11 protein-coding genes are annotated in these 11,971 nt (G+C 62.0%); 8 read left to right on the forward strand and 3 right to left on the reverse strand.

The genetic code is table 11. The features are described 5' to 3' along the window. Window position 1 precedes the first annotated feature (1 nt). From argF to H2510_RS11790, 6 genes are all read left to right on the forward strand, one after another. Entirely contained in the window at window positions 2-937 is a 936-nt protein-coding gene (gene argF, locus H2510_RS11765; RefSeq protein WP_186628457.1) for an ornithine carbamoyltransferase, read from the forward strand. A 26-nt stretch (window positions 938-963) separates the two neighbouring features. Continuing rightward, entirely contained in the window at window positions 964-1,467 is a 504-nt protein-coding gene (locus H2510_RS11770) for an arginine repressor (RefSeq protein WP_397517355.1), read from the forward strand. Between the two features lie 58 nt (window positions 1,468-1,525). Further along, window positions 1,526-2,725, forward strand: coding sequence for an argininosuccinate synthase (locus H2510_RS11775; RefSeq protein WP_088945530.1), 1,200 nt, complete (start codon window positions 1,526-1,528; stop codon window positions 2,723-2,725). After that, window positions 2,722-4,167, forward strand: a complete 1,446-nt coding sequence (gene argH, locus H2510_RS11780; RefSeq protein WP_186628458.1) for an argininosuccinate lyase — start codon at window positions 2,722-2,724, stop codon at window positions 4,165-4,167. The genes H2510_RS11775 and argH overlap by 4 nt, the downstream gene beginning before the upstream one ends. Before the next feature lie 93 nt (window positions 4,168-4,260). After that, on the forward strand, window positions 4,261-7,287 hold the full coding sequence (locus tag H2510_RS11785; RefSeq protein ID WP_186628459.1) for an alpha/beta fold hydrolase: 3,027 nt from the start codon (window positions 4,261-4,263) through the stop codon (window positions 7,285-7,287). Window positions 7,288-7,393: 106 nt separating this feature from the next. Next, window positions 7,394-7,600, forward strand: coding sequence for a Trm112 family protein (locus H2510_RS11790; RefSeq protein ID WP_088945527.1), 207 nt, complete (start codon window positions 7,394-7,396; stop codon window positions 7,598-7,600). Here the strand turns inward: H2510_RS11790 and H2510_RS11795 are convergent. Genes H2510_RS11795 through H2510_RS11805 form a run of 3 tightly spaced genes read right to left on the reverse strand, consistent with a single transcriptional unit; the run spans window position 7,597 to window position 9,706 of the window. Next, window positions 7,597-8,217 carry a TetR family transcriptional regulator gene (locus tag H2510_RS11795; protein ID WP_186628460.1) on the reverse strand — a complete coding sequence of 207 codons (621 nt, stop codon included), beginning with the start codon at window positions 8,215-8,217 and terminating at the stop codon, window positions 7,597-7,599. The two genes, H2510_RS11790 and H2510_RS11795, sit on opposite strands and share 4 nt — an antisense overlap. Beyond that, on the reverse strand, window positions 8,214-8,969 hold the full coding sequence (locus H2510_RS11800) for an ABC transporter permease (RefSeq protein ID WP_186628461.1): 756 nt from the start codon (window positions 8,967-8,969) through the stop codon (window positions 8,214-8,216). Before H2510_RS11800 ends, H2510_RS11795 begins: the two co-directional genes overlap by 4 nt. After that, window positions 8,966-9,706, reverse strand: coding sequence for an ABC transporter ATP-binding protein (locus H2510_RS11805; RefSeq protein ID WP_186628462.1), 741 nt, complete (start codon window positions 9,704-9,706; stop codon window positions 8,966-8,968). Before H2510_RS11805 ends, H2510_RS11800 begins: the two co-directional genes overlap by 4 nt. Before the next feature lie 90 nt (window positions 9,707-9,796). On the opposite strand from H2510_RS11805, the gene H2510_RS11810 reads away from it, so the two are divergent. Together H2510_RS11810 and tyrS are read left to right on the forward strand one after the other, a co-directional pair. Next, entirely contained in the window at window positions 9,797-10,435 is a 639-nt protein-coding gene (locus H2510_RS11810; RefSeq protein ID WP_186628463.1) for a DNA-3-methyladenine glycosylase, read from the forward strand. Window positions 10,436-10,473: 38 nt separating this feature from the next. Continuing rightward, entirely contained in the window at window positions 10,474-11,754 is a 1,281-nt protein-coding gene (tyrS, locus tag H2510_RS11815) for a tyrosine--tRNA ligase (RefSeq protein ID WP_186628464.1), read from the forward strand. The last annotated feature ends 217 nt before the right edge of the window (window positions 11,755-11,971 follow it).

Consider the following 11,971-nt stretch of genomic DNA (forward strand, 5'->3'; position numbering starts at 1 on the left):
CATGGCAATGATCAACTTCCTGCGGGACGACGACCTGACTCCGCAGCAGCAGGGCGAGGTTCTCGCCATCGCCGCCGAACTCAAGCGAGCTCCTTTCTCGAAGCGACCACTCGAGGGGCCCCAGGGCGTCGGAGTCATCTTCGAGAAGAATTCCACCCGAACTCGTTTTTCCTTCGAGATCGGGATTGCACAGCTCGGCGGTCATGCTGTCGTCGTCGATGGCCGCGACACTCAGCTGGGGCGTGAAGAGACTCTGCAGGACACAGGCAGGGTGCTCTCGCGCTACGTCGAGGCGGTCGTGTGGCGCACGTTCGGGCAGAAGCGACTCGAACAGATGGCCTCTGGTGCCACCGTCCCGATCGTCAATGCGCTTTCCGACGAGTTCCATCCGTGCCAGGTGCTCGCCGATCTGCAGACTCTCGCCGAGCAGAAGGGCTCGTTGACGGGCCTGGAACTCGCGTACTTCGGTGACGGTGCGAACAATATGGCGCATTCGCTTCTGCTCGGTGGCGTCACTGCAGGAATCAATGTGACGATTGCTGCGCCGAAGGAGTTCGCACCGCGGGACTACGTGCTCGAGGCTGCTAGGGCGCGCGCTGCGCAGACGGGGGCCACGATCACGATCACCGACGACCCCCAGGCCGCAGCCATGGGCGCAGACGCGCTGGTTACCGATACGTGGACTTCGATGGGCCAGGAGAACGACGGTCTCGATCGCGTCGCACCGTTTCGGCCGTACCGGATCGATGCGGAGTTGTTGGCGCTCGCCAAACCCGACGCCGTCGTGCTGCATTGCTTGCCCGCACATCGCGGGGAGGAGATCACTGACGAAGTTCTCGACGGGCCTCGCAGTGTCGTATGGGACGAGGCCGAAAACCGGTTGCATGCACAGAAGGCACTGCTGGTCTGGCTCCTAGAGCAGGCGCGACGGCCGTGAGCGAGCAGGTGTCGTCGATACCACCGATGCAGTCGATGCCGTTGACGGCATCCACGCGGGCGGGCAGGCAGGCGCGCATCGTGTCCCTGTTGTCGACACACCAGGTGCGCAGTCAGCCTGAGCTTGCATCTTTACTGGTCGCCGAAGGTATCGATGTGACCCAGGCGACCCTCTCGCGCGATCTCGACGAGCTCGGAGCCGTCAAACTTCGTGCGGCCGACGGCGGTGCCGGGGTCTACGTGGTACCCGAGGACGGCAGCCCTGTTCGGGGAGTATCCGGCGGTACGGACCGACTTACTCGCATGCTCGGCGAGCTGCTCGTATCGACGGACTGGAGCGGGAATCAAGCTGTTCTCCGAACTCCGCCGGGCGCTGCGCACTACCTCGCCAGCGCGCTCGACCGGGCATCGTTGAGGGAGATTGTGGGAACGATTGCCGGGGATGACACCATTTTGGTGATCGCCCGCGAACCACTCACCGGACAAGAGCTCGCGGACAAGCTGGAAAGATTGGCCAGACGCGCGGATTAGCAGTTCCGCCGACGGCAAAACCGAGAATTATCCACAGCTACAAAGGAGCGCATACATCATGGCCGAACGCGTCATTCTCGCCTACTCGGGCGGATTGGACACCTCCGTCGCCATCAGCTGGATCGGGAAGGAGACCGGTAAAGAGGTCGTCGCCGTCGCCATCGATCTGGGTCAGGGCGGTGAGGACATGGAGGTCGTGCGCCAGCGCGCCCTCGATTGTGGTGCTGTCGAGGCCGTCGTCGTCGACGCTCGGGACGAGTTCGCCGACGAGTACTGCTTGCCGACGATTCAGAACAATGCGCTGTACATGGATCGCTACCCGCTGGTGTCTGCCATCAGCCGTCCGCTGATCGTCAAGCATCTCGTCGAGGCTGCTCGTTCGCACGGTGGCACAGTCGTCGCACACGGTTGCACCGGTAAGGGCAACGACCAGGTCCGCTTCGAGGTCGGGTTCAACACACTCGCACCCGAGCTCGACGTCCTCGCTCCCGTTCGCGATTACGCCTGGACGAGGGAGAAGGCGATTGCGTTCGCCGAAGAGAACAAGATTCCGATCAATGTCAGCAAGAAGTCGCCCTTCTCGATCGATCAGAACGTGTGGGGCCGTGCAGTCGAGACAGGCTTCCTCGAAGATCTGTGGAACGCCCCGACGAAGGACGTCTACGACTACACCCAGGATCCATCGGCCAACTGGACGGCCCCGGACGAGCTCATCATCGGCTTCGACAAGGGTCGCCCGGTCAGCATCGATGGCCGTCCGGTTTCAGTTCTCGAAGCGATCCAGGAACTCAACACGCGGGCGGGCGCTCAGGGTGTCGGCCGTCTCGACGTTGTCGAGGACCGTCTCGTGGGCATCAAGAGCCGCGAGATCTACGAGGCCCCCGGCGCGATGGTCCTGATCCGCGCGCACGAGGAACTCGAGCACGTCACCCTCGAGCGTGAGCTCGGACGCTACAAGCGGCACACCGATCAGAAGTGGGCCGAGTTGGTGTACGACGGTCTGTGGTATTCCCCCCTCAAGGGTGCGCTCGATACGTTCAACGAGCACACCCAAGAGCATGTATCCGGCGAGATCCGCCTTGCGCTGCATGCGGGTTCCATCAGCGTCAACGGACGCCGTAGCGACAAGTCGCTGTACGACTTCAACCTCGCGACGTACGACGAGGGCGACACTTTCGATCAGTCGTCCGCCAAGGGCTTCGTCCAGCTTCATGGATTGTCGTCGAAGATCGCCCACAAGCGGGATCTGGGATTGTGAGTTCGGCCGGCGCTCACGGCACCAACGAGGGGTCACTGTGGGGCGGACGCTTTGCGTCCGGCCCCGCAGCGGCCATGGCCGCATTGAGTAAATCCACCCATTTCGACTGGGTGCTCGCGCCCTACGACATTCGGGCGTCAATGGCGCATGCCCGCGTCCTCAACGGCGCAGGTTTGCTGACGGCTCAGGATCTCGAGACGATGCTCGCCGGTTTGCAAGGGTTGGCCGACGATGTCGCCTCGGGCGCCTTCGTGGCCGCGGAGTCCGACGAGGACGTTCACGGTGCACTCGAACGGGGTCTGATCGACCGGGTGGGAGCCGAGGTCGGCGGACGTCTTCGGGCAGGCCGCTCACGCAACGACCAAGTCGCGACTCTGTTCCGGATGTGGCTACGTGACGCTGTTCGTCGAGTATCGACGGGCGTGCTCGATGTAGTGGATTCCCTTGCAACGCAGGCTGCGTCGCATTCGAGCGCAGTCATGCCGGGGAAGACGCATTCGCAGGCGGCGCAGCCGGTTCTTCTGGCACATCATCTCCTCGCTCACACTCATCCATTGTTGCGAGATGTTCAGCGGTTCGTGGACTTCGACGTCAGGGCCGCTGTGTCGCCCTACGGATCGGGGGCGTTGGCTGGTTCCTCGCTCGGGTTGAGCCCGGAGAAGATTGCCGCGGAGTTGGGGTTCGATTCCTCGGCGGAGAACTCGATCGATGCAACTTCCTCACGTGATTTCGCCGCTGAGGCGGCTTTCGTCCTGGCGATGACGGCCGTCGACCTCTCGCGTCTGGCGGAGGAGATCATTTCCTGGAGCACGCCGGAGTACGGCTACGTGACGCTGGCCGATGCGTGGTCCACCGGAAGTTCGATCATGCCGCAGAAGAAGAATCCCGACGTCGCGGAGCTGACGCGTGGCAAATCCGGTCGGCTGATCGGAAATCTCACGGGATTGTTGGCAACGCTGAAGGCTCAGCCTCTGGCGTACAACAGGGACTTGCAGGAGGACAAGGAGCCGGTCTTCGACTCCGTCGCACAGTTGGAGCTGTTGCTTCCAGCTCTCGCCGGTTTGGTGCAGACCCTCGAGTTTCATGTCGATCGCCTGGCAGAACTGGCGCCGGCAGGCTTCACGTTGGCCACCGATATCGCTGAGTGGCTGGTTCGTCAGGGCATTCCGTTCCGGGTGGCGCATGAGGCTGCAGGTGCGTGTGTCAAGGCAGCCGAGGCACGCGGTGTGGGCTTGGCCGAACTCACCGATGAGGAGCTGTCCTCTATCGACCCGGCTTTGACGCCGGAGGTGCGCACTGTTCTGACCGTAGAGGGATCTATCTCTTCTCGTGATTCACGAGGTGGGACTGCTGCAGTTCAGGTTGCCAAGCAGTTGGGCGGAGTTCGTTCGACGGCGGCGCGCCTTCGGAATTGGGTCGATTCGGGTATCCGAACGCACTGAGACACAAAACAGTCATGTTCGCCTGATTTCGGACGGCCGTGTGGCAAGCTTGCGGAAACGTGGCAAGTGGGCGGTCGGAGTCCATATCCCGAAATGCAGGGGATTGAACCGGGAGTTGTAGTTGTGGGACTGAATGCAGACGCGGTCCGCGGACCGTTGCGACGTGCGATCGCAACTGCACAGAACGGACTGGAAGTCATCCGTTTGGGCGGACTCGAAACCGAGGTCGATCCGTCTCCCTTCAAGATTGTCGATCGAGAACCGATGTACAAGTTGCGTCGCTATTTCCCCGACGCTGTGGGTACCGATTCCAGGCCTCCGGTCGTTCTCGTTCCGCCGATGATGGTGTCGGCGGACGTATACGACGTGACCACCGAACATGGCGCAGCTGGGATTCTGCACAGGATGGGCCTTGATCCGTGGGTCGTCGATTTCGGTTCGCCCGACACCGAGGAGGGCGGGTGGAGTCGTACCCTCGCAGATCATGTCGTAGCCATCAGTGAGGTCATCGACAAAGTTCACGAGCACACCGGACGTGATGTCCACCTTGCCGGCTATTCCCAGGGTGGAATGTTCTGTTACCAAGCGGCTGCATATCGCAGCGGACGAAACCTGGCCAGCCTCATCACGTTCGGTGCTCCGGTCGACACGTTGGCCGCGCTGCCGCTCGGTATTCCGGCCGGAGTTGCGACGCGCGGCGCCGAATTCCTTGCCGACCACGTATTCACTCGGCTGGCGGTGTCCGGATGGATGGCCCGTACCGGATTTCAACTGCTGGATCCTGCCAAAACCGTGCGATCTCGGCTTGATTTTCTACGACAACTACACGACCGCGAGGCGTTGCTTCCGCGTGAACCACAGCGTCGTTTCTTGGCGCTCGACGGCTGGGTCGCGTGGTCGGGTCCCGCTGTTGCGGAGCTTTTGAAGCAATTCGTGGTGCACAACAGAATGATGACCGGTGGGTTCGTCATCAAGGATCGCCTGCTCACATTGTCGAATCTGACGGTTCCGGTTCTCGCGTTCGTCGGCGAGGTCGACGACATCGGGCAGCCGCTGGCAGTGCGCGGCATAAGGCGGGCGGCGCCGCGCGCAGAAGTGTACGAAAGTACACTTCGCGCAGGACATTTCGGGCTCGTAGTCGGGAGTTTGGCCGCATCGCAGACGTGGCCGACAACGGGGGAGTGGATTCGCTGGCGTGAAGGTCTGGGAGACAAGCCCGAAGCGGCGCACGAGATGATGTACGACGAGCACCAGGACACCGAGAGTGGTGTGTCGGTGAGCAACCGGATCATCCACACTGCAGCCTCGATTGCCGAGGTTGGAGTAGGGGTCGGCCGTGGACTTGCTTCGGCTGCCGCCGGCGCGGTGCGTGGCACTCGCGAGATCTCCACCGAGGCAGTCCGAACTCTGCCGAGGCTGGCGCGACTCGGTCAGATGCAACCCCACACTCTCGTGTCTTTGGGGCGACTCATCGCCGAACAGGGACGAAAGTCGCCCAACGGCGAGTGCTTCCTGTTCGACGACCGAGTCCACACCTACCGGGCCGTCAATGCTCGTATCGACAACGTGGTCAGAGGTCTGCTCGCGTCGGGTGTCAGGCCGTCCGCTCGCATCGGCGTACTGATGGACACTCGCCCCAGCGCGCTGGCGGCCATCGCAGCGTTGTCGCGTATCGGCGCTGTCGCAGTACTTTTCCCACCGGGTGGAGATCTCGAGAGCGCACTGCGGGCGATCGACGTCGACACCGTCATCACCGATCCCGAGAACATGAAAGCAGCGACTTCGGTGGCCGCCAATGTGCTCGTTCTGGGTGGCGGAGACGCTCGAACTCTCGATATGCCCTCGGGTTCCGATGTCGTCGATCTCGAATTGATCGATCCGGACTCGGTGCGATTGCCCGCGTGGTACTCACCGGATCCTGGCCGTGCCCGGGAACTCGCAGTGGTGCTGTTCAACCCGACCGAACGTGGGTTGGAACCACGCTTCATCACCAACCATCGTTGGGCCCTGTCCGCGTTCGGCACTGCAACAGCAGCGGCTTTGGGTAGTGGCGACACAGTGTATTGCCTTGCCCCTCTTCATCATTCCGCCGGACTGTTGGTCAGCGTGGGTGGCGCGCTTGCCGGCGGTTCGCGCATAGCGCTCTCGCGTGGTCTCGAACCGACCAGATTCGCCGAGGAAGTATCTCGGTACGGGGTCACCGTCATCAGCTACACCTGGGCGATGATGCAGGCGATCCTCGACGACGAGCTATCGGCTCTGGATCTCAGTCATCCGGTTCGACTCTTCATCGGGTCCGGAATGCCCGTCGGTCTCTGGAAGCGGACGCTGGAGCGGTTCGCGCCTGCACGCGTGCTCGAGTTCTATGCCTCCACCGAGAACGACGTCATCCTCGCCAACGTCGGCGGTTCGAAAATCGGCTCCAAGGGCCGACCGCTTCCGGGGAGCGCCAGGGTGGCACTTGCCGCCTACGATCCGATCAACGGCCGGCTCGAGGAGGACGAAGACGGTTTCGTTCGCATGTGCCGAGACGATGAGGTCGGCCTTCTACTCGGACGTCCGGGGAGCGATGGCGAGGTCACCAGTCCGCTGATGCGCGATGTCTTCCAGCCAGGAGACTCGTGGATTCCGACGGAGAATCTATTTCGACGCGACTCCGACGGGGACTTTTGGCTCGTCGATCGCAAGGACACCGTCGTGAAGACTCGACGCGGACCGGTCTTCACTCAGCCGATCATCGACGCGTTCGGTGACGTCGAGGACGTCGTGTCGGTTGTCGTGTACGGCGTCGATCCGATCGGTTCGAGCAGAGAACATCACCGTTCGGATCGACGCGTCGACGAGATTGCAGTCTGCGGGGTGTCGGTGCGGGGGGACAACTCGCTGCCGGTCAAAACCGTAGGCGATGTGTTGGCAGTGTTACTGCCGGCTCAGCGCCCCGACATCGTCCACATCGTCGACGAAATTTCGCTTTCTCGTGCGTTCCGGCCGAAGATGACCGAACTGCAGAAGGCTGGGGTTCCGGCTCCGGGTGTCAGGTCCTGGTACTACGACACCGACTCGGGGTCTTACCGACGGTTGACCAAAGCGGTTGTAGCCGAACAGTTCACGAAGAGCTGACAGACCCTCTGTAGGCAGTCGAGGGTGCGATGGATCGGTCATCGGATAAGTTGATCGCACGGACTTCGCTCCGGCCAGGTAGGACAACACCGAGAGAAGGACTTCAGTGGCTATCGATCAGACGCTTCTCAGCATTCTTGCGTGCCCCGTGGACAAGGGGCCGTTGTTACTCGTAGAGAACGAACTGTTGTACAACCCCCGGCTGCAGCGTGCTTACCCGATCGAGAATGGGATTCCGGTGTTGCTGGTAGATGAGGCGCGCGACGTTGACCAGGCCGAGCACGAGTCGATTGTGGCGCGGGCACAGTCCTAGTCGCTACCTTCGGGGATCGGCCCGGTGAGGTACCGCTGCAGGATCGGGGCTACCCAGTCGACAACCCGAGCGACGGGCATCGACGCCAGTGGTTCGAGCGCAAGTATGTGCCGGGTGAGCAGCAGTCCAGCCATCTGTGACGCGACGAGGTTCACGCGTTCGAGTGCCGAGCCGATTGGGGTGTCGACTCTTTCAGCAACGTCGCGGAGTGCGACCTGCAATAGAAATGTACCGATCAACGTTGTGTCCCCGGATGCGATCATGGATCGGAACGCTGCGATGACGGCTTCACCGTCTTCCGAGTCCCACACTCCCAGAATTGCCGTTGCCAGGGCGCGACCAAGGTTTTCGTTATCGGCAGCTGCGACAGGTCCCAGAACTTCCGCTGGGTCTGCGGGGAGTGCAATGGCTGCAACGAATAGGCCTCGTTTGGTGCCGAAGTAGTGGTGGACGAGTGCAGAGTCGACGCCTGCATCGGCAGCGACGCTGCGGATGGAGGTCGTATCGAAACCGGACCGCGCGAACCGGGTGCGAGCAGACGCAAGGATCGCCTCCCGGGTTTTCGATTGCCCGGGCCTTCGCCCTGGTTTGCTTCCGACACCGTTCGATTCGGTCATGGGGTTCTCCGTCGCAGCGTTGCCGCTCCAGCACAAAGAGCGAGCACGGTGAAGCCGGCGACTACCGCGATGTCGGCCCCCATTCGCCCAGTGACGCCGGTGTGCAGCGAGACTTGTTGCAGTGCATCGACGGCGTAGGTGAGTGGCAGAAAGTTACTGATGATGTGCAGCCAGTCCGGCATCTGATCCCGCGGAACCAGCAAGCCACACAGGAAGAACTGCGGAAGCACTACCAAGGGCATGAACTGAACTGCCTGGAACTCGGTTTTCGCGAAGGCGCTGCACAGTAGACCGATCGACACTCCCAACATCGCGACGAGCACAGAAATGACGACAACCCACACCGCTGGTCCGGCCGTCGTCAATCCGAGTGCCCCGAAAGTTACCGCGCAGGCGAGCAGGGCCTGACCGAGTGCAGCTACGGAGAATGCCGAGCCGTAACTCCCCAGCAACTCCAACTTCGACATCGGAGTCGTCAGTAGTCGTTCGAGCGTTCCCGAAGTTCGTTCGCGTTGCATCGCGATGGAGGTGATCAGGAACATCACCACGAACGGGAGGACGCCGAGCATCGTGATTGCGATGCGGTCGAACAACGACTGCTGGCCGGCCGGTGTCCGAACATTGGCGTACAGGAAGTAGAGCAACACCATCAGTAGGGATGGGACCAGCAAGATCATCGCGACGGTTCGACGATCGGCCCTTAGTTGCCGCAGGATCCGCTCGGTACCCGCGGCATAAATGCGCGCGCTCACGACGCCGCCTCGATCGGCGCCGTGGAGAGGATCAATGAGAGGAATGCTTCTTCGAGGCTGGTTTCGCCCGTCCGGGAGCGGAGTTCGGCTGGGCTGAGTTCCGCCAGCACTTTGCCTTCGCGCATCAAGATCAGTCGACTGCAGTGATCGGCCTCTTCCATGGCGTGACTGGACACCAGAATCGTGGTGCCGGATGCGGCGAGGTCGGCAAATCGTTTCCACAACTCGGCACGGAGTACGGGATCCAATCCGACGGTCGGTTCGTCGAGGACGATGAATTCGGGATCGGCGACCAGTGCACTTGCCAGCGATACTCGACCTAGTTGACCTCCGGACAATGCACCCGCCGGCGACGATGCGTGGTCGGTCAGCCCGACGGACTCGATGGCAGAGTCCGCGGAACCGGCTGTGCGCCCGAACAGCGCGGCAAAGTATGCGACGTTCTCGCGAACCGTCAGATCCCCATAGACGCTGGGGGCCTGCGCGACGTAGCCGACTGTGGCGCGTAGGCGTTTGGACCCGGCAGGGAATCCGAGCACGGTGACCGTTCCGCTCTGGACTATCTGAGTACCGACGATGGCCCGCATCAATGTTGACTTTCCGCATCCGGAGGGTCCGAGAAGCCCCGTGATGGTGCCGCGTGGGATGGCCAAGTTCACGTCATCGAGAGCCACTCTTTTTCGGCGTCGAACGGTGAGGTTCGTTATCTCGACGGCATTCACCGAATCGACAGACATAACAGTGCCTCCTGGATCTCATCATTTGATGATTTCATCGCATGATGAATTTATAACCCCGGCGATGGTCAGCCGTCAAGGGGCGGCATCATGGGACGCGTGGACGTGGCAGAACTCGAATACGGTGATCCCCCGGAGATGGCACGACGGATACTCGGTGGCACTTTGACCGCCGGCGGCGTCGTGGTTCGAATCGTCGAAGTAGAGGCCTACGGCGGACCGGTCGACGGTCCGTGGCCGGACCCGGCCGCGCACTCGTATCGTGGCCGGACGAACCGCAACGCGGTGATGTTCGGACCTGCGGGTCGCCTGTACGTCTACCTCAGCTACGGAATGCATCTCTGCATGAACGTCAGCTGTGGTCCCGACGGGACGCCCGCCGCCGTGCTTCTTCGGGCAGGCGAGGTTGTGGACGGCCACGACATCGTTGCTGCCCGACGCCCAGCGGCGCGATCGGCTGCAGCCTTGGCTAGGGGGCCGGGAAATCTCGGCAGCGCACTCGGAATCGATCTCGAGGACAACGGAACAGTGCTGTTCGACGCAGATTCGCCGATAACTCTGGCAATGCCCTTGGTTGCTGCGAGCCCCGTCGAGATCGCATCCGGCCCGCGCGTAGGAGTCAGTGTTGCGGCAGAAAGAGAATGGCGATTCTGGATTCGAGGGTCTTCGGCGGTATCGAGCTACCGGCGGAGTCCGAAGGCTCGACTCGTAGGTGGGCCGGAGGCCTGACGACGGCGTCGTAACGCACATGCGGGAGAATCGAACGCGTGAGTGAGAACATAATCGACGAATTGACCTGGCGAGGGCTCATCGCGCAGTCCACCGATGTGGACGAGCTGAAGAAGGCGACCGAGGCGGGTCCGATCACTCTGTATGCGGGCTTCGACCCGACCGGTCCCAGCCTGCATGCGGGTCACCTGGTTCCGTTGCTCGCGCTGAAACGATTTCAACGAGCAGGCCACCGCCCCATCGTCATGGCAGGCGGCGCGACCGGCCTCATCGGCGACCCCAGGGATGTGGGGGAGCGGACCATGAACTCCTCCGATACCGTCCGCGACTGGTCCGATCGCATCCGTGGTCAGCTCGAGCGTTTCGTCGAGTTCGACGAGACCGAGACCGGCGCAATTGTGGAGAACAATCTGAACTGGACCGGCGAGCTGTCGGCGATCGATTTCTTGCGGGACATCGGCAAGCATTTCTCCGTCAACGTGATGCTGGCACGGGACACGGTGAAGAAGCGGCTCGACGGCGACGGTATGTCGTACACCGAGTTCAGTTACATGCTTCTGCAAGCGAACGACTACGTGCAGTTGAGGCGCACCTACGGGTGCGCGCTCCAGATCGGTGGGTCCGATCAGTGGGGGAACATCATCGCGGGGGTGGAACTGAACAGGCGCCAGGACGCAGAGTCCGTGCATGGGATGACGGTCCCATTGGTCACGTCTGCAGATGGAAAAAAGTTCGGCAAGTCCACCGGTGGCGGCAGCTTGTGGCTCGACCCCGAGATGACCAGCCCGTACGCCTGGTACCAGTACTTCGTGAACACCGGCGACGCCGACGTGGTGAAGTACCTCCGCTGGTTCACCTTCCTGGACCGAGCCGAGCTGGATGAGCTGGACCTCGCAACCAAAGAGCGACCCCATGCCCGCGAGGCGCAGCGTCGCCTCGCGGCCGAGATGACGACGCTGGTTCACGGTGAAGCGAACACCCGTGCGGTGGAGCTTGCCAGCCAGGCGTTGTTCGGCCGCGCGGAACTAGGAGAGCTCGACGAGACAACTCTTGCCGCGGCACTGCGCGAGGCGTCGATTGCACAGGTTCACGAGGGCGATCCCAAGACGATTGTCGATCTCCTCGTAGCCACCGGGCTCTCGGACAGTAAGGGCGCTGCGCGACGGGCCATAAAGGAAGGTGGCGCTTCGGTGAACAACCAGAAGGTAGTCACCGAGGACTGGACACCGAGTGGCAGCGACCTTCTTCATGGGCAGTGGCTGGTGGTTCGCCGTGGAAAGCGGAACTTTGCCGGAGTGCAGATCACCGGAACGTTGTAGTCGGCCAAGTGGTGGCCGGAGTCACATGCGTGTGATTCGGGTGGACGAGCTAGTAATTGGACCCCGAACCTCCTGCCACCACGGAGTTTGGCCGCCAGACTTGCAGTGACCTGGGGATTTGACGCGTTGTTCTCCTGGGCGTAACTTTATCCAAGTCAGAGCGAGCCGGACACCGACCTGGTCTTCACGGACTGGGACATGAGGTTGTACGGGGTTG

The sequence above is a fragment of the Rhodococcus sp. BP22 genome (genome assembly GCF_014281965.1).
In the GTDB taxonomy this organism is placed as follows: domain Bacteria; phylum Actinomycetota; class Actinomycetes; order Mycobacteriales; family Mycobacteriaceae; genus Rhodococcoides.